Here is a 24,377-nt window from a genome sequence, read left to right as displayed (position 1 = left end):
CCCGACGGTCAGGGCTGCGGCGTACCTGACATCCGTTGCGAATGCCGGTGCGCCAGCTCGGATCAAGTCAGCTCGTCGAAACACTCACTGATAATGGACAAGCCACGCTCAAGCAGGTCGTCTTCCACGGTGAGCGGCACCAGCACCCGCAGCACGTTGTAATAGGTGCCGCAGGACAGCAGGATCAAACCCTTGTCACGTGCCTTGGCGACGATCTGCGAGGTCAGCGCTGCGGCCGGACGCGCATGATCACCGTCCTCGAACAATTCGATGGCGATCATCGCGCCGAGGCCGCGGACCTCGCCGATCTCCTGGTGCTTGGCCTGAATCGCCTTGAGGCCGGCGGTCAGCTTCTCAGCGACCGCTTTGCAGCGGTCGAGCAGTTGCTCTTCCTCGAAGATTTCCATGACCGCCAGCGCCGCCGCGCAGGACAGCGGGTTGCCGGCGTAGGTGCCGCCCAGCCCGCCGGGCGCGATGGCATCCATGATCTCGGCCTTGCCGCAGACGCCGGCGATCGGGAAGCCACCGCCGACGGATTTGGCAAAGGTGGTCAAGTCGGCGACGACGCCCATCTGTTCCATGGCAAAAAAGGTGCCGGTGCGGCCGGCGCCGGTCTGCACTTCATCTGCAATCAGCAGGATGCCGTGCTCATCGCAGAGCGCACGTAGGCGCGCCATGAATTCCTTCGGTGCGACATTGAAGCCACCCTCGCCCTGCACCGGCTCGATGATGATCGCCGCGATATCGCGCGGCTCGGCATCGTTCTTGAAGATGCGCTCGATGCTGGCGATGGACTCATCGACGCTGACGCCATGGATCGCGCAAGGATATTGAGCGCGAAAGATGCCGCCGGGCATCAGGCCCATGCCCGCCGAGTAGGGCGCGACCTTGCCGGTCAAACCAAGCGTCATCATGGTGCGACCGTGGTAAGCGCCGGTGAAGGCGATCACGCCGGCGCGGCCGGTGGCGGCACGGGCAATTTTCACCGCGTTCTCAACCGCTTCGGAGCCGGTGGTGACCAGCAGGGTCTTCTTGGCGAAATCCCCAGGCACCCGCGCGTTGATCTTCTCGCACAGCTCTACATAGGGCTCGTAGGCCAGCACCTGGAAGCAGGTATGGGTCAGCTTGTGCAGCTGATCTTCCACGGCCTTGATGATCTTGGGATGCAGGTGACCGGTATTCAGCACGGCGATGCCACCGGCGAAATCGATGAATTCGCGGCCTTCTACGTCGATCACGCTGCTGTTCTTCGCGTGGTCGGCAAAAATCGGGTGGATCTGGCCGACGCCACGGGGAACAGCGGCGACACGACGCTGCATCAGGGATTCGTTGGTTTTGCTCATAAGCTCCTCGGTAGCCGCTCATCGTCGGCGCGGGTAGGAATGAACGTCAGGACGCACGCGCCGCAGCATACGATGATCGACTGCGGCGCCTTTCCAGGCGTTCGGATTACAGTAAAACTCCGTGCATTATTTTGCACGCCTGTTTTTGCATCGTCCGGTCAAATGCCACCCAAACACAGGTATTTGATTTCCACGTATTCATCGAGCCCGTACTTCGAACCTTCGCGCCCCAGGCCGGAGGCCTTCATGCCGCCGAACGGCGCTACCTCGGTGGAGATCACGCCGGTATTGATGCCGACCATGCCGTACTCCAGCGCTTCGGCGACGCGGAACACGCGGCTCAGGTCGCGCGCATAGAAGTAGGCCGCGAGACCGAACTCGGTGTCATTGGCCTGCCGAATCACCTCGCTTTCATCGCTGAAGCGGAACAGCGGCGCCAGCGGGCCAAAGGTTTCCTCGCGCGCCACGGCCATCTCGGCGGTGACGCCACCGACCAGCGTCGGCTCGAAGAAGTTACCGCCCAGCGCATGGGGTTTGCCGCCGGCCAGCAGGGTGGCGCCCTTATCGAGCGCGTCCTGCAGATGACGCTGGACCTTGGCCACCGCAGCGGCGTCGATCAACGGGCCGGTGGTGACGCCCTCCTCCATGCCGTCACCCACATTCAGCCGCGCCACAGCGGCGGCAAGCTTATCGACAAAAGCCTCGTAGATGCCGTCCTGCACGTAGAGGCGGTTGGCACAGACGCAGGTCTGCCCGGCGTTGCGGTACTTGGAGATCATCGCGCCCTCGACCGCCGCATCCAGATCGGCATCGTCGAAGACGATAAAGGGCGCGTTGCCGCCCAGTTCCAACGAGAGCTTTTTCAGCGTCGGTGCGCACTGCTGCATCAGGTGAATGCCCACTGCCGTCGAGCCAGTGAATGAGAGCTTGCGCACCACCGGGTTTGCGCAGAGTTCGGCACCGACTTCGCGCGAGGTGGCGGCATCGGCGGTGATCACGCTGAACAGCCCCGCCGGAATGCCCGCGCGCTCGGCCAGAACGGCCAGGGCCAGGGCGGAAAACGGCGTCTGCGGCGCAGGCTTGAGTACCATGGCGCAGCCGGCAGCGAGCGCCGGGCCGACCTTGCGGGTGATCATCGCGCTGGGGAAGTTCCAGGGCGTGATCGCCGCGGTGACGCCGACCGGCTCCTTTTGTACGAGGATGCGCTTGTCGCCAGCGTGGGCGGGGATTACATCGCCATACAGGCGCTTGCCTTCCTCGGCGAACCATTCGAGAAAGGATGCAGCGTACGCCACCTCACCCCGCGCCTCGGCCAGCGGCTTGCCCTGCTCGGCGGTCATGATCCGCGCCAGGTCTTCCTGATGCTCCAGTATCAGCTCGTACCAGCGCCGCAAGCGCGACGCGCGCTCCTTGGCGGTCAGCGCGCGCCAGGCCGGCTGCGTCGCCTGTGCGGCTTCGATGGCACGGCGGGTTTCGGCGCGTCCCATGTTCGGCACCTCGCCAACGAGCTCGCCGGTGGCCGGGTTGAAGATAGCGGTGCGGCCGCCCGCATCGGCATCGCACCAGTCGCCGTTGAGGTAGGCCTGCTGGCGCAGCAGGCCGGGGTGGTCGAGTTGCAGGGTCATGGAAGCGTCCGAATCAGGCAGGTTGTTGAGTGCGCATCTTCTCGGAGCGGCCGCGCAGCCATTCCAGGGTCAGCAGCAGTGCGATGGAAAAGCCGATCAACAGGGTGGCCGCGGCGGCGATGGTCGGGCTGAGGTTTTCGCGGATACCGCTGAACATCTGCCGTGGCAAGGTGATCTGCTCGGGGCCGGCGAGAAACAGCGTCACCACCACTTCGTCGAAGGACGTGGCGAAGGCGAACAGCGCACCGGAAATTACCCCCGGAGCAATCAGCGGCAGGGTGACGCGGAAGAATGTAGCTATGGGCGAGGCGCCTAGGCTGGCTGCGGCGCGCACCAGGTTCTGGTTGAACCCCTGCAGCGTGGCGGAGACGGTGATGATCACGAACGGCACACCCAGCACCGCGTGAACCAGGATCAGCGACAGGTAGCTGTTGCCCATGCCCAACGGGGCGAAGAACAGGTAGCTGGCCACCCCGACAATCACCACCGGCACCACCATCGGCGAAATCAGCAAGGTCATCACCAGGGCCTTGCCGCGAAATTCGCCGCGGGTCAGACCGATCGCCGCCAGGGTGCCGAAGACCATCGCCAGCGCCGTGGCGGCCGGGGCGATGAGCATCGAGTTCTTCAGCGAGCGCATCCAGTCGGCCGAGCTGAACAAGGTTTCGTACCAGCGCATGGAGAAGCCTTGCAGCGGATAGACGAGAAACGAGCCGGAGTTGAACGACAACGGCACGATCACCAGCACCGGCACGATCAGAAACAGCAGCACCAGCGCGCATAGGATGCGCAGGGTATAGAACCAGACGCGCTCGATGGGCGACATGTAGGGGCTCAGCATGGAAAGTTCTCCTGCCCGGATTGGCGAATGGCTTGCGGTGATTGCCTGGTCATTACGGTCATGCTCAGCCCAGCCTCAGGCGGCTGGCGCCGACCAGCCAGCTGTAGACGATGTACAGCAGCATGGTCGCCAGGAGCAGCAGGCCGCCCAGCGCCGTGGCCATGCCCCAGTTGATGGTGGTGTTGGTGTAGAAGGCCACGAAGTAGCTGACCATCTGGTCGTTCGGGCTGCCGAGCAGCGCCGGGGTGATGTAGTAGCCAATGGAAATGATGAATACCAGCAGGCATCCGGCACCCACGCCCGCGAGGGTTTGTGGGAAATACACCCGCCAGAAGCTGGCGAAGGGGTGACAGCCGAGTGAAATCGCCGCGCGCATGTAACTCGGCGAGATATTCTTCATCACGCTGTAAATCGGCAGAATCATGAACGGCAGCAGGATGTGGACCATGGCGATGTAGACGCCAGCCCGGTTGAACACCAACTGCAATGGCTCGTCGATCAGACCCATTTTCAACAGCGCACCGTTGATCAGGCCGCTGGATTGCAGCAGCACGATCCAGGCGGCGACGCGCACCAGAATCGAAGTCCAGAACGGCAGCAGCACCATGATCATCAGCAGGTTGCTTTTGCGCGCCGGCAGGTTGGCCAGCAGATAGGCCAAGGGATAGGCCAGCACCAGGCAAATGGCCGTGATGACCAGTCCCATCCAGAAGGTGCGGGCAAAGATGTCCAGATAGACCGCCTGGTCAGGCGAAACCGACGCCAGCTCACCCATGTCATCAATACGGTGATCGAGGGCGGCCAACAAATAATAGGGGGTGATTGCGCTGTCGTTGCGGCGGATGACCTGCCAATAGGCGGGGTCGCCCCAGCGCTCATCGAAAGCTTCCAGCGCATCCTTGTAGGACGTCGGCACTTCCTTGAACGGAAGCGCGCGAGCCGTCTTGGTCATCAGGCTGCGGAAGCCGGCCTGCTCCATGTTCAAACGCTTGGACAGATCCCCCAGAGACTGGTTTTGCCGCGCCTCCTGGAGGTCTTGGCTCAGGGCCCGGTAAACCGACTCATCCGGCAGGCCGCGGCCGTCCCAGGCTGTGATTGCCTCGACCGTGCGCGGCAGGCTGCCCACCACTTCCGGATTATCGACGCTGCGCCAGAGCAGCGAGGCGATCGGCAGGATGAAGGTGAGCAACAAAAACACCAGAAGCGGCAGGATCAGCGCCTTGGACTTCAACCGGTTCATGCGCTCGGCACGCGCCAGCCGCCGCTTCAGGTTGGGCTCGGCGAGCTCGGGAACAGGCAAGGAGATGGCAGTAGCCATGACGAACTCCGCAAAGTGTCAGATTTCAGCGGCGCACGGCCCGCCTCAGGGCAGGCCATGCGAGGGGGCCAGGCTTGTTTAGCGCGCAGCCCAGGCGTTGAAACGCTGTTCCAGCTGCTCGCCGTAGTCGGCCCAGAAGGTCACGTTCATGGCCACCTGGTTGGCGATGTTCTCTGGCGTCGTCGGCATGTTTTTCAGCAGCTTTTGATCAAGCAGCTCGACCGCCTTCTTATTTGCCGGACCGTAGGCGATGTTTTCCGAGAAGGTTTTTTGCTGCTGCGGTTGCAAGGTAAAGCTGACGAAATCGAGCGCTGCCTTCTGATCCTTCGCGCCTTTGGGGATGGCCCAGGAATCGAAGTCGTAGATGCCGCCGTCCCAGACCACTTGCAGATTGCTCTCGTCCTGCACCGCCGCAATGCGACCGTTATAGGCGCTGCTCATGACCACGTCACCGGAGGCCAGGAACTGCGGCGGTTGGGCGCCCGCTTCCCACCACTGAATGCTGGGTTTGATCTGGTCAAGCTTCTTGAAGGCGCGATCCTGCCCCTCTTTCGTCGCCAGTACCTGATAGACGTCTTTCGGTGCCACGCCATCGGCCATCAGGGCGAACTCGAGGGTGTACTTGGCGCCCTTGCGCAGGCCACGTTTGCCGGGAAATTTCTCGGTGTCCCAGAAATCGGCCCAACCACTCGGAGCGCTGTCGAGCTTGTCGGCGTTATAAGCCAGCACGGTGGACCAGACGAAGAAGCCCACACCGCAAGGCTGTATGGCCCCTTCGATGAAGTCGTCCGGGTTACCCGCTACCGCTGGATCGATTTCCTCGAACAGTCCTTCATCACAGCCGCGTGACAGCTCGGGCGATTCAACTTCCACGAGATGCCAGGACACACTGTTGGTATCGACCATGGCCTTTACCTTGGCCATTTCACCGTTGTATTCGCCCGCGATGATCTTGTGGTCGGTCTTGGCTTCGAAGGGTTCGTTGAAGGCCTTGATCTGCGCCTGCTTGTTGGCCCCGCCGAAGGTGACGGCGGTGATATTTTCCGCCGAGGCCTGCGCAGCGCACGCCAGGCCGATGCTCAGGGCGGTCAGTTTCAGAGATTTCAGCATTGTGATTCGCTCCATGATGCGGTTGAAAACAGCTTTCTTGCTTGCTCGCCCCTGCTTATGCCGCCTGCAGCGGATCCAGCGCACGGACGTGTTCCACCTGCCAGCCGATCGGCACGACATCACCAACCGCCAGGGCGGTATCGAATTCGGCAATCGGCTGCTTGACGAAGAAGTCGCTGATGCCGCAGACCTCGAGGCGAATGCGAATGTGGTCGCCGAGGTAGACGAATTCGGCGACTCGCCCGGTGAAGCGGTTCGGGCAGTTGGCGCTGGCGCCGTTGAGGCGCACCCGCTCTGGCCGTATCGACAGGTTGACCGCGGCGCCCGGCACGCCGACCTTGACGGCCAGCGCCTCGACCCGCTCACCGCGGCCCAGCTCGACGGTGCAGTGGTCACCGTTGCGGCTGACCAGCCGCGCCGGCAACCGATTGTTCTCGCCGAGAAAATTGGCCACGAAAGTATTCGCCGGTCGCTCGTACAGCGCCCGGGGCTCGTCGATTTGTTGGATCTCACCCTGATGGAACACGGCGACCCGGTCGGACATGGTCAGCGCCTCACCCTGATCGTGGGTGACATAGACCACGGTCACACCCAGGCTTTGATGCAGATGCTTGATCTCCATCTGCATCTGCTCGCGCAACTGCTTGTCCAGCGCGCCTAGCGGCTCATCCATCAACACCAGCTGCGGTTCGAAGACCAGCGCTCGGGCCAGCGCCACACGCTGCTGCTGGCCGCCGGACAGCTGTGCCGGGTAGCGGTTGCGGAAACCGTCAAGCTGCACCATCGAGAGCGCGCGCTTGACCCGTTCCTTGACGTCGAGCTTGGGCATGCCACGCACGCTGAGCGGAAAGGCAAGGTTTTCCGAGACCGTCATGTGCGGAAACAGCGCATAGTTCTGGAACACCATGCCCATGTCGCGCTTGTGCGGCGGCAGCTTGTTGATCGAGCGGCCGCCCAAGAGAATTTCACCGGCCGTGGGCGTCTCGAAGCCGGCCAGCATCATCAGACTGGTGGTTTTGCCGGAGCCGGACGGACCGAGCAGCGTGAGAAACTCACCTTTACGGATATCCAGGTTGAGGTCTTTGACGATCAGCGCTTCGCCGTCGTAACTCTTCTGGATGCCACGAAAGCTGACCAGTACTTCGTTCGCTTGAGAATCGAGCATGCCGCACCTGTGATCCGTTGTTCCGTGGCCACAGGTTAGGAGCCCCACGCGCCAGCGCACATCGGCAGATGGGAGTGAATACACTCAGCGAAACGGAGAGCTGCTTGTAGGGATTGCCCTACAAGCAGCTCTGCGAACGACACAGCCCTAACGAACCCGAGCACAGCGACGGTCATAACGCCCGGTTCACAGGGTCAAGCTCAGAGCAGCTTGTGCTCCATGGCGTAGCGGACCAGATCGGCTACGGAGTGAGCGACCAGCTTTTGCATCAAGCGCGCCTTGTGCGTGCTGATGGTCTTGCTGCTCAGGGCCAACTTGGCGGCGATGTCGTTGACCGAATCGCCGTGCACCAGTCGCTCGAACACCGAATACTCACGCTCGGACAACAATGCATGGGGTGGCCGGAAGTCGGTGAGACCGACCTCGAAGACCATGCGGTCCGCCAGCTCCGGATCGATATAACGGCCGCCAGCGGCCACCTTGCGCACGGCAGTCAGCAGCAGCGCCGGGTCACTGTCCTTGGTGGCATAGCCGGCCGCACCGATCTTCAGCGCCCGCGCCGCCATCTGCGCCTCGTCGTGCATCGACAACACCAGAATCGCCGGCGGTTCGCTCAGCGCGCGTATCCGCGGTATGGCTTCCAGCCCGTTGACACCCGGCATGGAGATGTCCAGCAGGACAACATCACACGGCGTTTGCCGCAGTTGATCGAGCAGTTGCTGACCGTTGCCGGCTTCACCGATCACCTGCATGTCCTTGGCCAGCCCGATCAGCTGCTTGATACCCTCGCGAACGATGGTGTGATCCTCGGCGACGATTACCCTAATCATGGCGCTAGTTCTCCAATGTACTGATCAGAGCCACAGGCTCGGCGGGGCTGTCATCCAGTGGTACCGAGACGTGAATCAAGGTGCCTTCTCCCGGCTGGCTTTCCAGCTGCAAGCTGCCCCCCAGCATCTGCGCTCGCTCTTGCATGCCCACCAGACCGAACGAGGCTCCCTGGCGGCCCTGCTGGACCACGAAACCCTGACCGTCATCGCTGATGCTCAAGCACAGCATATCCCCATGCTGCTGCAGGGTGAGGCTCACGGTTTGTGCATTGGCGTGACGCATGACATTGGTCAGTGCCTCTTGAAGGATGCGAAACAGGCCGACAGCCTTGGCATTGCCCAGTTGCGGCGGGCATTCCGGCACCTCCACCAGGCAGGCAATGCCGGTGCGCTCTTCGAAACGCCGTGCCTGCCAATCGATCGCCGAGGCGATGCCTGCGTCCAAGATCGGCGGACGCAAGGCAGTCGCGACGTCGCGTACCTGCTGGAACAGCTGCGCAATCAGCCGTTTCATGCCTTGCAAGCGCGCTGCCAGGCCGGGATCGAGCTCGGCAAAGCTGATCTCGCACATGGAGATTTCCAGTTTCAGGACCGTAAGCATCTGACCCAGTTCGTCGTGGACCTCGCGCGCGATATGCGCCTTTTCTTCCTCACGCACCGTTTCCACATGGGCCGCGAGCTTGCGCAGTTGTGCCCGTGACGCATCCAGCTCCAGTTCGATTCGCTTGTTATCGGTAATGTCCCAGACGATGCCGTCCCAGACCTGACGTCCCTCCAACTGACCACGCACCGAGGCACGGATGTCGGCCCAACGAATCTCGCCGGAGCGGGTCAGGATCCGTCCCTGCCAGTACCAGTCGCTCATGCTGTCGAGCGCCTGCTGCTGGCTGCTCCAATAACCCGGCTCGTCATCGGGATGCACCAGGCTGCGAATACCGCGCCCAGGTTGCAGCAACAGGTCCGCCGAGTAGCCAACCAGTCGCTGACTGGCCTCGCTGATGTAGGCGATATTGACGGGCGCTCCGACGTCCTGCCGCTCCAGACGGAAAACCAGGCCCGGCACGTTGCCCGCCATGGCTTTGAGCCGCACCTCACTTTCTTGCAGCGCCGCACTGGCGCGACGGCGCTCGGTGATGTCAGCGAGGAACAGCACCAGATACTCCTTGCTACCCAGACGCAGGAAGCTGAGCGTTACCGCAGCTGGGAACCGGCTACCATCGGCCCGCTGCCACTCGCACTCATATATCTGGTGATCCTCAACGCCGCTGCGCGCATCACGCCAGAGCTGCATCCAGTCGTCCATGCTCATACCTGGCTCCAGCGCTTGCAGCGGCTGGTCGAGCAGATTGTCCGAGGCATAGCCGAGCAGTTCGACGGCCGCCTGGTTGGCATAGCGAACATGGCTGTCCCAGTTCAACCAAAGAATCCCGACCGTGCTGTGGTCAAGGCAGAACTGCGTCAACCGCTGCGCCTCTTCGGCTGCGGCGCGTGCCTCGATGTCTCGCCGCGCCGACTTCAACCTGCTCTCCAGAAGCCCCTGTTGACGACGCTGCCAGACCAGCATGGCGACGGTCGCGGCCAGCAGCAGCGACAACAGCAGACTGAGGCTGCGCCAGTAACTGATGCGGCGAGATTGATCGATGCTGCGCGACTTGAGCCACTGTTCCTGCAACTGACTGAAGTCACGGGCGGGAAAATTGCGCAGTGCCTGATCGATGACCGCACTCATCACCGGACTGTCGCGGCGCGAACCGATGCGCAGCAACAAGGGATTGCCCAGATCGCCCACGACATCAAGCGATGCGTATTCGGCTCGCTGCGAGAGCCGGCCATAAAGCGGTTCATCGACCACGGCGAAGCGAACGCGCGCTTCGAGCAACTGACGCAGCGCCTCGAACTGACTGCCCACCTCAAGAACCGGCTGGCTCGGGTAGTTGCTGCTCATGTAATCGGCGACCGCTCCGGGCCCTTCCAGCGCAATCACATCATTGCTATCCAGACGCTCCAGGTCGATCGCGCGAGGGCCGTTGATGTCACCGATAATCAGCCTCGGAACCCTTAAGAACGGATCGCTATAGCGCCAGATGCGTAGCCCTTCGCGCGTCTGGCGCAGCCCCGGCGCCAGGTCGATTTCATTGGCACGCATGGCTTCGTCCAGGTCGGTATCGTTGACGTATCGATGCCATTGCAGGTTGATGCCGAGGCTGACTGCGAGCCGTTCCATGTACTGTACGTGGAAGCCGGACAGGCGACGTTGGCGTTGATCGTATTCAGCGTAAGGCGGCGCCATCACCACACCCACGCGCCACTGCTGGTGTGCCGCCAGCCATTCCTGTTGTGCGTCGCTCAGCGGCACGGTCGAGGCCTCCACGGCCGGTACGGTCAGCGTCAGCAACAGGCAGCAACAACGCAGCAGAAATGACACCATAAGCCTCACGAGATCGGCGGTTGTGCCGAAACGCTGTTTTAGTGCATCTATGCCGCCTGCGCCAGCGTCACTGCGGTCCAGCGGGCGAATATCAGGGAAAAATCCATGGGTCGAGTGCGCGTTTCAACTGCTTTGGCGGCCGTCTTGTTCGTCATCTTCAACAGTGTCCAGCTCAGGGCCGCCGAAGAACCCGCCGAGCCGGAAACCACAACGGCGCCAGTGGTTGCTGATCGTCCGGGCCTGCCGTCGCGCAGCGAAACCATGGCTGCCGACCTGTTGCGTCAGTTGCCCTCCAGCGAGTTCATCAACCTGAACGCCGGGGGGAACGATTTCGTTGCACTCTGGCGTCCGGCCAATGTTGCCGAGCCCAAAGGTGTCATCGTCCTGCTGCCTGGTGAGGGAGAAAGCGCCGACTGGCCGCGCGGCGTTGGCCCGCTGCGTCGCAGCCTGCCTGACCACGGTTGGCACACCCTGAGCTTGAGCCTGCCGGACTCGCCGGGGTTGGTGCTCCAGATCGCCACGGAGCCCGCCCCGGAGCAAGCGACCGACGCGGCCGAAACCGAGGCAGAACAGCCCAGCGAAGATCCGGCGCCAAACGAGGCCGGCTATCTACCGGAAGAAACCGCAGCGGCGCCAGCAGAGCCGGCAGCGGACGACCCCGACACGAAAGAAACCATCGAAACATCACAAATCAAGTCCGACCAGGCTGAGCAGATCACCGCTCGTATCGAGGCGGCCCTGGCCTTTGCCCGCAGCAAGCAACCAAAGACGATCGTGCTGTTGGGCCAAGGCACAGGCGGCTACTGGGCGGCCCGCTACCTCCAACAGCAGGCACCGCAAGACGTCAGGCATTTGCTACTCGTCCAGCCGCGTCAGCCGGATGGACAGGAAGAACCGCTTGCGCAGCTGGTGCCGCCCCTCAAGCTGATCACCGGCGACTTCTACTATAAGGATGTAACCAGCGACCAGCAGACGGCTCGGGACCGGCTGAACGCCAGTCGCCGAATCCAGCACCCAGCCTATCGACAAGTCGGTTTACCCCAAAGGACCGGTGAACGGCAGGCTGATCAGGAAGTGCTCGTTCGCCGGGTACGCGGCTGGCTTGGGCGAGAAACCTAAGCCCGACCGGTGCCCATCAGCGAAAGCCCCGCCGCTCACGAATCAGGCTGTAGGCATGGTGCAGTTCGCGGGTCCGCTCGGTTGCCTCACGCACCTCAATAGCCGTTGCACCGGCACCGGCTTGCTTATCGGGGTGATGCTTGCTGAGCAGGCGCCGATAGGCCCGCTTGATGGCCTGCGGCTCGCTGTCGGCACGCACCCCGAGCAACCGCAACGCCTGTTCGTATGCGCCACCGGGGTTGCTCGGCGCACCCTGGCGGCGACCGCCGTGCTCATCCAGCGCTGCCACCGCTACAGAATCCCAGCCCATCCACTTGCCCCAGAGCATGATCAACTCGTGCTCACGTGCATCGATCTGGCCCTGAGCCCTGGCCATGCGCCAACAGGCCTGGAGGATCGCTTTCGTTTCATCCTGACGCCCGCGTAGGCGCTGCAGTGGCTCGCGCAAGCCGTCCGTACTGGATTTGCCGCGGTAGAACGCATCGATTGCCACGCGCTGCTGAGGGGGCGTCAACCGCAGCCGGCGCATTTCGTTGCGGGCAGCCTGAATATGTGACTCGCTGATCCGTCCGCTGCTTTTCGCCAGGCGCCCAAGTAGATAGAACAGCAAGTCGCTGCCTTGCATCCTGGGGGTGACGCGCGACAGCAATCGCCGAAAGCTGGCCCAGGAGTCGAGCCCGAAGCGGCGATCCAGCACCTGCCCGATCAGCGCACCCAACACCGCGCCCGGAATGCTCGCCAGCAGCCAACCGATCAGTGCGCCCAGGAAAGTAATTGGCCAGAACATTCAGCGCTGTGCCTCAAGAATGCGCTCAAGCTCAGCCAGACGCTCATGCGTCCCGACATCGATCCAGCGCCCATCGAAATACTCGCCGCTCAATTGTCCGGCAGCCATGGCCTGACGCAGCAGCGGCGCAAGCTTGAAAGCCCCAGCCGTGCATCCGGCGAAGAGTTGCGGACTGAGCACGGCAATGCCGCTGTAGGTGAGTCTCGAGGCCTCGTCGTCACCAATGTGTCCATCGATCAGACTGAAATCGCCTGTGGGGTGATGGACCGGGTTGTCCACCAGCACCAGATGCGCCAAACCTTCGAGCGGGCGTTTCAGCGCGCTGAAATCGTAGTCGGTCCAGATGTCGCCATTGACCACCAAAAAAGGCTCCGATCCCAGCAACGGCAAGGCACGATGAATCCCGCCGCCGGTTTCCAGCGGCTCGCCCTCCGCTGAATACTGGATACGGACTTCCAGACGTCGACCATCACCGAGGTGCGCCTCGATCTGCTGCCCCAACCAGGCGTGATTGATCACCAACTCATCAATGCCAGCCTTGGCCAGTGCGCGGATGTGGTATTCGATCAGCGGCACGCCGCCCGCCCGCACCAGCGGCTTGGGTGTGTGCAAGGTCAGCGGGCGGAGGCGCTCGCCCTTGCCGGCCGCGAGAATCATCGCTTTCATGATGAGGCAGGCTCCTTTGGCAGCCCCTGCAGCAGCTGTTTGAGATCACTCAGTTCAGGTCGGCGCGCCAGCACCGTGTCGAGATAAGCGAAGAAGCGCGGCACATCACCGAGGTAGCGCGGCTTGCCGTCGCGGTGACAGATGCGCGCAAAGATGCCGATGACCTTGAGGTGGCGCTGCAGACCCATCAGATCGCTGGCACGATGAAACTCGGCGAAGCTCTCCTGCACTGGTATCCCGCGCGCGCGCACAGCGTCCCAGTAACCCTGCAGCCAGCCAAGCACCCGCTCTTCCGGCCAACTGAGAAAGGCGTCCTTGAACAGCGAAGTAATGTCATAGGTGACCGGGCCGATCACGGCGTCTTGAAAGTCCAGCACGCCGGGGTTGGGCTGACTGAGCATAAGGTTGCGTGGCATATAGTCACGATGCACCAGCACGGTTGGCTGGGCTAGCGCAGAGTCAACCAGCTCCCGACAGGTTCTATCCCACAACTGCTGTTCATCCGCCGTAAAGCTGTGGCCCAGATGCCGCTGGACGTACCACTCAGGAAACAGCTGAAGCTCGCGGCGCAGCAGCGCTTCGTCATAAGAGGGCAGCGCTGCTGGCTTGGCGTTGGCCTGGAAGGTGATCAGCGCCGAGATGGCGTCCGTAAAAAGTTCATCAGCATTGTCGGTGTCGATCACGTCCAGATAGGTTTGACGACCCAGGTCGCTGAGCAACAAGAAACCCCGATCGAGATCAGCCGCCAGGATCTTGGGCACATGCACGCCAGACTCGGCCAGCATTGCCGCGATGTCCACGAACGGCCGGCAGTTCTCCTGAGGCGGCGGCGCGTCCATCAGAATGAAGCTGCGCGGCGCCGCCTCCCAACGAAAGTAACGACGGAAGCTGGCGTCACTGCTGGCAGCAACCAGCGACACTTCGGGCACTTCACCCCAACCTCGGCGATCAAAAAGCGCTTGAAGATGTGGCTCCAGCCAGGCGTTGAGGTCCAGCAGACGTTGATCATGTTGCGGCATATCAGGGGCTCTCCACGGCGCTAGCCGATAGGCGGGTCATGCTTTATTATCCAGCATCTTTTTCAGCCCATCGAGAGGCGTGCGGCCCAGCTCGGCCGATGGCTCGCCGCAAGCACGGACCAATAAACAAGATGGCAGTCAAATATCCCGCTTTTCGTAAAAAATTCCCTCTATTGGTAACCGGCGGCCTGCTCGCACTGCAACCTGTAGCGACCCCCTTGGTTATCGCAGCCGAACAATTCGCCTGCCAACCGGGTGCCGATGGCGGTTGGAACTGCGCAGCGGATGCGGCCAGCCCGGCCTTGCCGCCGCGCCCGACTCACCGCGGCGCTTCTACTGAGACCACCAGCGCCCAGCCCAGAGCCAGCAAAGCCGAGCGCCAGGCGGCCACAACCAAGCTGGTCACTGAAAGCAAGGGCCGGGCACTGGCCTCGCGCAGTGCCGATTACAGCCATCTGGACTGGGTGCCGCGCGATCAGCTGAGCAATGCACAGCTGGCCGAGACGGGTCCATATTGTGCCGGCACCTATGTTGAACCGAACCGCCCCGGTCAGTTCGACGACACACCGATGAGCGAAGCGCCGACCTACGTATCGGCCAAGGCAACCCGCTACGAACAACAGCAGGAAGTCGCCACGCTGGCCGGCGACGTGGTACTTCGCCAGGGCAGCATCCAGGCCGAAGCCGACGAAGCCAGTCTGTACCAGTTGGAAAATCGCGGCGAGCTCAAAGGCAATGTCCGACTGCGTGATGGCGGCGCACTGATGGTCGGAGATCGCGCCGAGCTGTTCCTCGACACCGGTGAAGCTCAGGTCGAGAATGCCGAATACGTGGTCCATGAAGGCAAGGTCCGCGGCAGCGCGCTGTATGCCAAGCGTACTGAGGACGCGATCATCCGCCTGAAGGATGGAACCTATACGCGCTGCGAACCAGGCGATAACGACTGGTATCTGCAGGGCAACAACGTCACCCTCAACCCGGCCACCGGCTTCGGCTCGGCGACCAACGTGACGCTGCGGGTCAAGGGTGTCCCGGTGTTCTATACGCCTTACATCTATTTCCCGATCGATGACCGCCGTCAGTCCGGCTTCCTGGCGCCGAGCATCAGCTCATCCAGCGATACAGGCCTGTCGCTGATCACGCCTTACTATTTCAACCTGGCGCCGAATTTCGACGCCACGCTCTACCCGAACTACATGACCGATCGCGGCCTGTTGATGGAGGGTGAGTTCCGTTACCTGACCCGTCGCAGCGAAGGCCAGTTCGGCGCCGCCTACCTAGATGACAGCAACGACGAGCGCAAGCTGCAGTCTGAGTACGAGGATCAGCGCTGGATGTACAGCTGGCAGCACCGTACCGGCCTGGATACCCGCTGGCTGGCAGAGGTCAACTACACCGACATCAGCGATCCCTATTACTTTCAGGATCTAGACACCCAGCTGGGCATCGATCAGCCGGACCATCTCGACCAGCGCGGCACCCTGAGTTACCGGGCCCCTTCGTACACCGCGCGACTGAACGTTCACGCCTACGAGCGTGCCACCATTGCTGATATCACGCCCTACGAGCGCCTGCCCCAGCTGACCCTGAATGGCGCACTGCCTTTCCAGCCGGGCGGCCTGCGGCTTGCCTACGACACCGAATTCGTCAGCTTCCAGCGCAGCCTGCGCAGTGGATATTTCACCGATCAAGATGGCAATACCGGGACACCCGAGCAGCTCTGGTATGACGCGCGCTTGGCCGGACTGAACCGAGCCGAGGGCGAGCGCCTCCACCTTGAGCCGGGCGTCAGCCTGCCGCTCGACTGGAGCTGGGGCTTCGTCCGCCCCTCGTTGAAATACGCGTATACCAAATACGATCTGACGCTGGATAACACTGGCCGCAGCCAGGTGAACGACTTCAATGACTCACCTGACCGCAGCGTACCGATCTTCAGCGTCGACAGCGGCCTGTATTTCGACCGTGACACCCAGTGGTTCGGCAAGGATTACCGTCAGACCCTCGAACCACGGATGTTCTACCTGTACGTTCCAGAAGAGGATCAGGACGACATCCCCGTCTTCGATACCGGTGAAAACACCTTTAGCTACTCCTCGCTGTGGCGTGAAAACCGCTTCTCCGGCAAGGATCGAATTGGCGATGCCAATCAGCTTTCGCTGGGCGTGACCAGTCGCTGGCTCGAGCCCAACGGACTGGAGCGTCAGCGCTTGAGCGTTGGCCAGATCGTCTACTTCCGCGACCGCGAAGTGCAGTTGCCAAATCTTGAGAATCGTCCGGGCTCGACATCGGACGTATCGCCATACGCCCTTGAGTACATGTATCGCTACAACCGCGACTGGCGCTTCACCTCGACATTCAACTGGGACCCGGACGAAGGCCGCACGCAGTCTGGCAGCGCCATGTTCCATTATCAGCCGGCTGACAACCCACGGAAGATCGTCAACTTCGGTTATCGCTATCGTAACGACACGGTGCGATTCGACCAAGCCACCGGCGAGTGGGCCTACGGTGGCGACTATGGCGTGCCGGGCTCGCCTGAATACATCGAGGATTACTACAAGATCAACCAGCACGACATTTCCACCATCTGGCCGATCCTGCCACAGTGGAGCGTGATCGCCCGCTGGCAGCACGACTACAGCCGCAACCGTACACTGGAGGCCTTTGGTGGCTTCGAGTACGACAGCTGCTGCTGGAAGCTGCGCCTGATCAACCGCTACTGGATCGACTACGACGAAACCAGTCTCAACCCATCGCAGAACGACGAGCCGGACAACGGCATCTTCCTGCAAATCGTCCTCAAGGGACTCGGCGGCGTGTTCGGCAGCTCGACCGAGACATTCCTCGACGAAGGCATACAAGGTTACCGTGAACGTGAAGATCAAGCTTTCTGATTACCTGCGCCCCCTACTGGCGGGCGCGATTCTACTGAGCAGCGCGACCTCGGCGGTGACTGCGTCGGCGGAAGTTCAACAGCTCGACCGCATCGTCGCGATCGTGGATAACGACGTGATCATGCAAAGCCAGTTAGATCAGCGGACCCGCGAAGTCCAGCAGACCATCGAGAAACGCGGCGCAGAAATGCCACCCGCCGAGGTCATGCAACAACAGGTGCTGGAGCGACTGATCACCGAGAATTTGCAGCTGCAGATCGGGGAGCGTTCGGGCATCCGCATCTCTGATGAAGAGCTCAACCAGGCCATGAGCACCATCGCCCAGCGCAACAATATGACGCTGGACCAGTTCCGCGCGGCTCTGGAGCGCGACGGGCTGAGCCTCGATACTGCCCGCGAGCAGATTCGCCGTGAAATGGTCATCAGCCGGGTGCGCCAGCGCAGAATTGCCGAACGTGTCCAGGTATCGAACCAAGAAGTGGAAAACTTCCTGGCTTCCGATCTCGGCAAGTTGCAGCTGTCGGAAGAATACCGACTGGCTAATATCCTGATACCGGTGCCAGAGTCGGCTGATTCGGCCACGATCCAGGCGGCTGAAAAAACCGCGCTGGATACCTACCAGCAGCTTCAGCAAGGCGCTGACTTCGGCAAACTGGCTGTGTCCCGTTCAGCCAGTGAAAACGCCTTGGAAGGTGGCGACATGGGCTGGCGCAAGGCGGCTCAACTTCCGCCCCCCTTCGACACTGAAGTCAGCACTATGTCGGTCGGCGACGTCACCCGGCCGGTGCGCACTCCTCCGGGCTTCATCTTGCTTAAAGTGCTCGACAAGCGTGGCGGTGATACTCAGGTACGTGACGAGGTCCATGTTCGCCATATCCTGATCAAACCCAGCCAGATCCGCAGCGAAGAAGAAAGCCGACGCCTGATCCAGCGACTGCGTGACCGCATCCAGGCTGGCGAGAGCTTTGCCGAACTGGCGAAAAACTTCTCCGAAGACCCAGGCTCGGCCCTCAACGGCGGCGACCTCAACTGGATCGACCCCAGCTCGCTGGTTCCCGAGTTTCGTGAGGTCATGGCCAATACGGCCAGTGGGCAACTTTCCGAACCCTTTAAGACACCGTACGGCTGGCACATTCTGGAAGTGCTTGGGCGCCGCGCCACCGATGCCAGCGAAGAGTTCCGCGAGCAGCAGGCGCAGTCCTTGTTGCGCAACCGTAAATACGAAGAAGAACTGCAGAACTGGCTTCGTCAGATTCGCGACGAAGCCTACGTCGAGATCAAGATCTGACTCGCGTCGAATAGCTACTCTGCAGCGCCTCAACGGGCCGGCCAATCGGCCGGCCCGTTTCTTTTCACCCGTCTGAAGGCATCGACATGACCGCCAAACGTTTCGCCCTGACGCCCGGCGAACCCGCCGGTATTGGTCCCGACCTCTGCCTGTTGCTCGCACGCGACAGTCATCCGCATGCATTGATCGCCATTGCCAGCGCCGAGCTGCTACGCACGCGCGCTGCAGAGCTTGGACTGGACATCACCTTGCTTGAGGTTGCACCTGGCAACTGGCCGAACCAGCCTGCACCCGCCAACAGCTTGTATGTCTGGGACACGCCGCTCGCTGCGCCCGCCATAAGCGGCCAGCTCACCCCTGCAAACGCCGACTACGTTCTGGCCACGCTGACCCGAGCCGGTAAGGGATGCCTTGATGGCAGCTTCGCCGGCATGGTCACTGCGCCGGTGCACAAGGGCGTGATCAACGAGGCAGGTATCCCTTTTTCAGGACATACCGAGTTTCTCGCGGAGCTGTCGGGCACCGAGCAGGTCGTCATGATGCTGGCCACCCGCGGGTTGCGGGTGGCATTGGTCACCACCCACCTGCCACTGAAGGACGTGCCGACCGCCATCACCGCCGAGCGGCTGCAGCGTGTGACGCGCATACTGCATGCCGATCTGGTGGAAAAATTCGGCATCGCCCGGCCGCGGATTCTGGTCTGTGGGCTCAATCCTCACGCTGGCGAGGGCGGACATTTGGGCCGCGAGGAAATCGAGATCATCGAACCGACGCTGGAGATGCTGCGGCGCGATGGGCTCGACCTCATCGGCCCGCTGCCGGCAGACACGTTGTTCACCCCTAAACACCTCGACCATTGCGACGCAGTGCTGGCGATGTACCACGACCAGGGCTTGCCGGTGCTCAAGTACAAGGGATTTGGTGCGGCCGTCAATGTCACCCTGGGGCTACCGATCGTACGCACCTCAGTCGATCACGGCACCGCCCTGGACCTTGCAGGCACGGGCCGGATCGACACCGGCAGCCTGCAAGTGGCGCTGGAAACAGCGTATGAAATGAGCGGCGGTTAGACGAGCCGCCAGTATCCAGGCAAGAAGTAGGGGGTGCACAAGTTGCGCCTGCGAGCGAACCGGCTCTGACAGCCGCCGCACGCTTGTCCCCCAACGGCTGCGCACTGAAGTCACGGTCCAGGACTGGCCATGGACCGCTTATGCGCCCACCAGGGTGCCTCAAACAGCAATGGCTCTCACAGCCCTTACCGGCGGGCGCTCGCCTCAGCTATCGCAGCTGCTAAACTGCGGGCCTTTTCGTCCCCAGCTTCAAGCCTCACGCTTAGCTGCTCCTGAGACTGCTGTATATGTCCGAGAATTACCAACACCGCGCCCGCAAGCGCTTTGGCCAGAACTTCCTGCATGATGCAGGCGTGATCCATCGTATCCTTCGCGCCATCCATGCTAAACCGGGTGAGCGGATCGTCGAGATCGGCCCTGGCCAGGGCGCATTGACCGAAGGCTTGCTCGACAGCGGTGCACACCTCGACGTGGTCGAGCTGGACCTGGACCTGATCCCGATCCTGCAACAAAAATTTGCCGACCGCGAGAACTTCGCCCTGAACCAGGGTGACGCACTGAAGTTCGACTTCGCCCAGTTAAGCTCGGAGCCAAACAGCCTGCGCATCGTCGGCAATCTGCCCTACAACATTTCCACACCGTTGATCTTTCACCTGCTCGATCACGCCAGCCTGATTCGCGATATGCATTTCATGCTGCAGAAGGAAGTGGTCGAGCGCCTGGCCGCAGTGCCAGGCGGCGGTGACTGGGGTCGGCTGTCGATCATGGTGCAGTACCACTGCCGCGTCGAACACCTGTTTAACGTCGGCCCTGGCGCATTCAATCCCGCGCCGAAGGTTGACTCGGCCATCGTGCGCCTGGTCCCGCATGAGGTGTTGCCGCACCCGGCGCGCGATCATCGACAGCTGGAGACCGTTGTTCGCCAAGCTTTCAACCAGCGCCGCAAGACCCTGCGAAACACGCTCAAAGGGCTGCTGGACGCTGACGCAATCGCCGCCGCCGACGTCGATGGCAGCCTGCGCCCGGAACAGCTGGACCTCGCCGCGTTCGTAAGACTATCGGATCAATTATCTGCCCGCGGCTGAAAGCGACCACGCGAAGGAGCACGCCATGCCTGAAGACCACCGCTACAGGATCGACGTCACTGTCCGCCCAGCCTATCTGGCTGACCAGTCACAGCCAGAGCAAAACCGCTTTGCCTTTGCCTACACCGTAACCATTGAAAACAACGGCCAGCTCACTGCGCAGCTGCTGTCACGCCACTGGATCATCACGGACGGAGACGGTCAGGTGCAGGAGGTACAAGGCGAAGGCGTGGTCGGTGAGCAGCCGGTGCTTGCCCCCGGCCATCGACACGTCTACACCAGTGGCACGCTGATGGCTTCGCGCGTTGGCACAATGCAAGGCAGTTATCAGATGCTTGCTGAAGACGGGCACCGCTTCTATGCCATGATCGAGCCGTTTCGGCTGGCCGTACCGGGAGCCTTGCATTGACTACCTACGCTGTCGGCGATCTGCAAGGCTGCCTTGAACCCCTGCTCTGCCTGCTCAAGCAAGTGGATTTCAGCCCATCGCGAGACCGTTTGTGGCTGGCGGGCGATCTGGTCAACCGCGGTCCTCAATCACTCGAAGCGCTGCGTTTCGCGCGTGACCTGGGCAGTTCGGGTGTAACCGTGCTGGGTAACCATGACCTGCATCTGCTGGCCGTGACACACAAGGTCGAACGGCTGAAGAAATCCGATACGCTGCAGCCAATCCTTGATGCGCCCGACAGAGCCGATCTGATTTTCTGGCTGCGTCAGCAGAAACTGGTCCATCACGATGCCGAGCGCCAGGTCACCATGGTCCACGCGGGGATCCCGCCGCAATGGACATTGAGCAAAGCCCTGCGCCGGGCGGCCGAGGTCGAGCAGGCGCTACGCGATGACGCCATGCTGCAACCCTTCCTCGACGGCATGTACGGTAACCAGCCGGCCAAATGGAGCAAGGAGCTGCATGGCATCCCGAGGCTGCGACTGATCACCAACTACTTCACCCGAATGCGCTTCTGCAAAGCCGACGGAACCCTCGACCTCGAAGCCAAAGAGGGGCTCGACTCGGCGCCCACAGGGTTCGCGCCCTGGTTTAGCCACCCCACTCGCAAGACCCGCGGCGAAAAGATCATTTTCGGCCACTGGGCGGCACTCGAAGGCAACTGTGACGAACCGAACGTCTACGCGCTGGACACCGGCTGCGTTTGGGGTAATTCCATGACACTGATGAACATCGACAGCAACGAACTGTACAGCTGCGACTGTGAGGCCAAGCCATGACTGACTTCAAACGTATATCCCCCGAGCAGGCGCAATCGCTACGCCATGAAGGCGGTGTATTCGTCGACATTCGCGACCCGAACAGCTTCGCCAATGGTCACGTCACCGGCTCGACACATCTGGACAATCAATCTTTGCCAGACTTCATCGCGACGGCTGATCTCGACCAACCGCTGATAGTGGTCTGCTACCACGGCAACTCCAGCCAGAGTGCAGCCGCCTACCTCGTAAATCAGGGTTTCTCTGACGTCTACAGCCTCGACGGTGGCTTCGAACTTTGGCGACAAGCGTTTCCGCAAGAAACTGAACAGGGCGATCCCGCCTGAAAAAAATCTAGCCCACCCTAGGCCGCAGCTCATGCGGCCTTGAGCCTCCCTTCCGACGAAACGCAGCGGCAAAAACACCACTCCCCCCTTGAACTTGCCGAATCCGAACTATCCTTCAGTTCAGGCCATCCAAACAGGTGGAAGCCGTACTGCGGCTACCGGGCCTCAGTTTCGACCATCAGGTGTTCGGGGGAACTCCACAGGCCGGTAAGGCGGCCGTACCTGAATGCATGATGACAACACCGGCTCCGAGCATCGTCCGAGGTGAAGTCAATGAGCATTTTCAGCCATTTCCAGCAACGATTCGAAGCAACCCGTCAGGAAGAGTATTCGCTTCAGGAATACCTCGACCTGTGCAAGGAAGACCGGGGAACCTACGCAACTGCAGCCGAACGCCTGCTGATGGCGATTGGCGAGCCCGAACTGATCGACACGTCTGCCGACTCGCGACTTTCGCGGATTTTCTCCAACAAAGTCATCCGCCGGTATCCCGCCTTTGAAGACTTTCACGGGATGGAAGATTGCATCGACCAGATCGTTTCCTATTTCCGCCACGCCGCGCAGGGCTTGGAGGAGAAGAAGCAGATTCTCTATTTGCTGGGGCCAGTGGGCGGCGGCAAATCATCGCTGGCCGAGAAGCTCAAGCAATTGATGGAGCGGGTGCCCTTCTATGCGATCAAGGGCTCGCCGGTGTTCGAGTCGCCGCTGGGGCTGTTCAACCCGGCTGAAGACGCACAGATCCTCGAAGAGGATTACGGCATTCCCCGTCGCTACCTCAGTTCGATCATGTCGCCCTGGGCCACGAAGCGCCTGCAAGAGTTCGGCGGCGATATCAGCCAGTTCCGTGTGGTCAAGCTCTATCCCTCGATCCTCAATCAGATCGCAGTGGCCAAGACCGAACCGGGCGACGAGAACAACCAGGATATTTCCGCCTTGGTGGGCAAGGTCGATATCCGCAAGCTAGAGGAATTCCCGCAGAACGACGCCGATGCCTACAGCTATTCAGGCGCTCTGTGCCGTGCCAACCAGGGCATGATGGAATTCGTCGAGATGTTCAAGGCGCCGATCAAGGTGCTGCACCCGCTGCTGACCGCAACCCAGGAAGGCAACTACAACAGCACCGAGGGCCTCGGCGCGATCCCCTATAACGGCATCCTGCTGGCTCACTCCAACGAGTCGGAATGGCATACCTTCCGCAACAACAAGAACAACGAAGCTTTCATCGACCGTATTTACATCGTCAAAGTGCCGTACTGCCTGCGCGTCACCGATGAGATCAAGATCTACGACAAGCTGCTGGTCAACAGCTCGCTGTCCAAAGCCCATTGCGCGCCCGACACGCTGAAGATGCTGGCGCAGTTCTCGGTATTGAGCCGTCTGAAGGAGCCGGAAAACTCCAACATCTACTCGAAGATGCGGGTCTACGACGGTGAAAACCTCAAGGACACCGACCCCAAAGCCAAATCAATCCAGGAATACCGCGACACCGCCGGCGTTGACGAAGGCATGAATGGGCTCTCCACCCGCTTCGCCTTCAAGATCCTGTCCAAGGTGTTCAACTTCGATCCGCACGAGATCGCGGCCAACCCGGTTCACCTGCTGTACGTGTTGGAGCAGCAGATCGAACAGGAGCAATTCCCAGCCGAAGTGCGCGAACGCTACCTGCGCTTCATCAAGGAATACCTGGCGCCGCGCTACGTGGATTTCATCGGCAAGGAGATCCAGACGGCCTATCTCGAGTCCTACAGCGAGTACGGTCAGAACATCTTCGACCGCTACGTGCTCTACGCGGATTTCTGGATTCAGGACCAGGAATACCGGGACCCGGAAACCGGCGAGATTCTCAACCGCATGGCGCTCAACGAAGAACTGGAGAAGATCGAGAAACCGGCCGGCATCAGCAACCCCAAGGACTTCCGCAACGAGATCGTCAACTTCGTGCTGCGCGCACGCGCCAACAACAACGGCAAGAACCCATCCTGGCTCAGCTACGAGAAGCTGCGCGTGGTGATCGAGAAAAAAATGTTCTCCAACACCGAGGACCTGCTTCCAGTCATCAGCTTCAACGCCAAGGCCAGCAAGGAAGATCAGAAAAAGCACAACGACTTCGTCGTTCGCATGGTCGAGCGCGGTTACACCGAGAAGCAGGTACGCCTGCTTTCGGAATGGTATCTGCGCGTACGTAAATCGCAGTAAGAGCAGCTGAGGGCTGGAGTCGGAGCCGGAAGCAGATGCA

At 61.4% G+C, this 24,377-nt stretch carries 20 protein-coding genes; 9 read left to right on the top strand and 11 right to left on the bottom strand.

Features of this window, described 5'->3' with window-relative positions; all coding sequences use genetic code 11:
- Positions 1 to 62: 62 nt before the first annotated feature.
- The 8 genes from gabT to AAGW23_RS16835 form a co-directional block, all read right to left on the bottom strand.
- Positions 63 to 1,343, bottom strand: coding sequence for a 4-aminobutyrate--2-oxoglutarate transaminase (gabT, locus tag AAGW23_RS16870; protein ID WP_342407495.1), 1,281 nt, complete (start codon positions 1,341 to 1,343; stop codon positions 63 to 65).
- A gap of 158 nt (positions 1,344 to 1,501) precedes the next feature.
- Complete coding sequence (gene gabD, locus AAGW23_RS16865; RefSeq protein WP_342407516.1) at positions 1,502 to 2,962, bottom strand: NADP-dependent succinate-semialdehyde dehydrogenase; 1,461 nt, start codon at positions 2,960 to 2,962, stop codon at positions 1,502 to 1,504.
- Between the two features lie 19 nt (positions 2,963 to 2,981).
- Positions 2,982 to 3,809, bottom strand: a complete 828-nt coding sequence (locus AAGW23_RS16860) for an ABC transporter permease (protein WP_342407494.1) — start codon at positions 3,807 to 3,809, stop codon at positions 2,982 to 2,984.
- Positions 3,810 to 3,873: 64 nt separating this feature from the next.
- Positions 3,874 to 5,127: an ABC transporter permease gene (locus AAGW23_RS16855; RefSeq protein ID WP_342407493.1), complete on the bottom strand. Its 1,254-nt coding sequence runs from the start codon at positions 5,125 to 5,127 to the stop codon at positions 3,874 to 3,876.
- Positions 5,128 to 5,205: 78 nt separating this feature from the next.
- Positions 5,206 to 6,237: an ABC transporter substrate-binding protein gene (locus AAGW23_RS16850; RefSeq protein ID WP_342407492.1), complete on the bottom strand. Its 1,032-nt coding sequence runs from the start codon at positions 6,235 to 6,237 to the stop codon at positions 5,206 to 5,208.
- A gap of 55 nt (positions 6,238 to 6,292) precedes the next feature.
- Complete coding sequence (locus AAGW23_RS16845; RefSeq protein ID WP_342407491.1) at positions 6,293 to 7,402, bottom strand: ABC transporter ATP-binding protein; 1,110 nt, start codon at positions 7,400 to 7,402, stop codon at positions 6,293 to 6,295.
- A 200-nt stretch (positions 7,403 to 7,602) separates the two neighbouring features.
- Positions 7,603 to 8,232: a response regulator transcription factor gene (locus tag AAGW23_RS16840; RefSeq protein ID WP_342407490.1), complete on the bottom strand. Its 630-nt coding sequence runs from the start codon at positions 8,230 to 8,232 to the stop codon at positions 7,603 to 7,605.
- A gap of 4 nt (positions 8,233 to 8,236) precedes the next feature.
- Positions 8,237 to 10,660: a PAS domain S-box protein gene (locus AAGW23_RS16835; protein ID WP_342407489.1), complete on the bottom strand. Its 2,424-nt coding sequence runs from the start codon at positions 10,658 to 10,660 to the stop codon at positions 8,237 to 8,239.
- Between the two features lie 105 nt (positions 10,661 to 10,765).
- Between AAGW23_RS16835 and AAGW23_RS16830 the strand changes: the two genes are divergently transcribed.
- Positions 10,766 to 11,779 carry an alpha/beta hydrolase family protein gene (locus AAGW23_RS16830; RefSeq protein WP_342407488.1) on the top strand — a complete coding sequence of 338 codons (1,014 nt, stop codon included), beginning with the start codon at positions 10,766 to 10,768 and terminating at the stop codon, positions 11,777 to 11,779.
- A 16-nt stretch (positions 11,780 to 11,795) separates the two neighbouring features.
- On the opposite strand, the gene AAGW23_RS16825 is transcribed toward AAGW23_RS16830, so the two are convergent.
- From AAGW23_RS16825 to AAGW23_RS16815, 3 genes are read right to left on the bottom strand one after another with little or no spacing between them, the layout of a single operon-like run.
- Positions 11,796 to 12,566, bottom strand: a complete 771-nt coding sequence (locus tag AAGW23_RS16825) for a DnaJ domain-containing protein (protein ID WP_342407487.1) — start codon at positions 12,564 to 12,566, stop codon at positions 11,796 to 11,798.
- A complete protein-coding gene (gene murU, locus AAGW23_RS16820; RefSeq protein ID WP_342407486.1) occupies positions 12,567 to 13,232 on the bottom strand; it encodes an N-acetylmuramate alpha-1-phosphate uridylyltransferase MurU in 666 nt (221 codons plus the stop codon). It lies immediately after the preceding gene.
- Entirely contained in the window at positions 13,229 to 14,251 is a 1,023-nt protein-coding gene (locus AAGW23_RS16815) for an aminoglycoside phosphotransferase family protein (RefSeq protein ID WP_342407485.1), read from the bottom strand. Before AAGW23_RS16815 ends, murU begins: the two co-directional genes overlap by 4 nt.
- A 131-nt stretch (positions 14,252 to 14,382) precedes the next feature.
- Here AAGW23_RS16815 and AAGW23_RS16810 point away from each other — a divergent pair, with 131 nt between their 5' ends.
- The 8 genes from AAGW23_RS16810 to AAGW23_RS16775 all read left to right on the top strand — a co-directional run bounded on the left by AAGW23_RS16810 (position 14,383) and on the right by AAGW23_RS16775 (position 24,337).
- Entirely contained in the window at positions 14,383 to 17,145 is a 2,763-nt protein-coding gene (locus AAGW23_RS16810) for an LPS-assembly protein LptD (RefSeq protein ID WP_342407484.1), read from the top strand.
- Positions 17,126 to 18,433 (top strand): peptidylprolyl isomerase, encoded by a 1,308-nt coding sequence (locus AAGW23_RS16805; RefSeq protein WP_342407483.1) that lies wholly within the window; start codon positions 17,126 to 17,128, stop codon positions 18,431 to 18,433. Before AAGW23_RS16810 ends, AAGW23_RS16805 begins: the two co-directional genes overlap by 20 nt.
- Positions 18,434 to 18,519: 86 nt before the next feature.
- A complete protein-coding gene (pdxA, locus tag AAGW23_RS16800) occupies positions 18,520 to 19,503 on the top strand; it encodes a 4-hydroxythreonine-4-phosphate dehydrogenase PdxA (protein ID WP_342407482.1) in 984 nt (327 codons plus the stop codon).
- A 287-nt stretch (positions 19,504 to 19,790) separates the two neighbouring features.
- Positions 19,791 to 20,588, top strand: a complete 798-nt coding sequence (rsmA, locus tag AAGW23_RS16795) for a 16S rRNA (adenine(1518)-N(6)/adenine(1519)-N(6))-dimethyltransferase RsmA (RefSeq protein WP_342407481.1) — start codon at positions 19,791 to 19,793, stop codon at positions 20,586 to 20,588.
- 25 nt (positions 20,589 to 20,613) lie between these two features.
- Positions 20,614 to 20,997: a Co2+/Mg2+ efflux protein ApaG gene (gene apaG / locus AAGW23_RS16790; RefSeq protein WP_342407480.1), complete on the top strand. Its 384-nt coding sequence runs from the start codon at positions 20,614 to 20,616 to the stop codon at positions 20,995 to 20,997.
- Positions 20,994 to 21,815, top strand: coding sequence for a symmetrical bis(5'-nucleosyl)-tetraphosphatase (locus AAGW23_RS16785; RefSeq protein ID WP_342407479.1), 822 nt, complete (start codon positions 20,994 to 20,996; stop codon positions 21,813 to 21,815). Before apaG ends, AAGW23_RS16785 begins: the two co-directional genes overlap by 4 nt.
- Positions 21,812 to 22,141: a thiosulfate sulfurtransferase GlpE gene (gene glpE / locus AAGW23_RS16780; protein WP_342407478.1), complete on the top strand. Its 330-nt coding sequence runs from the start codon at positions 21,812 to 21,814 to the stop codon at positions 22,139 to 22,141. The genes AAGW23_RS16785 and glpE overlap by 4 nt, the downstream gene beginning before the upstream one ends.
- A 273-nt stretch (positions 22,142 to 22,414) precedes the next feature.
- Positions 22,415 to 24,337 (top strand): PrkA family serine protein kinase, encoded by a 1,923-nt coding sequence (locus AAGW23_RS16775; RefSeq protein WP_342407477.1) that lies wholly within the window; start codon positions 22,415 to 22,417, stop codon positions 24,335 to 24,337.
- Positions 24,338 to 24,377 lie beyond the last annotated feature (40 nt).

The organism is Stutzerimonas chloritidismutans (assembly GCF_038562055.1).
Taxonomy (GTDB): Bacteria; Pseudomonadota; Gammaproteobacteria; order Pseudomonadales; family Pseudomonadaceae; genus Stutzerimonas; species Stutzerimonas chloritidismutans_A.
Note: the sequence above shows the minus strand (reverse complement) of the source record. Positions and strands in the feature narration are given on the sequence as shown.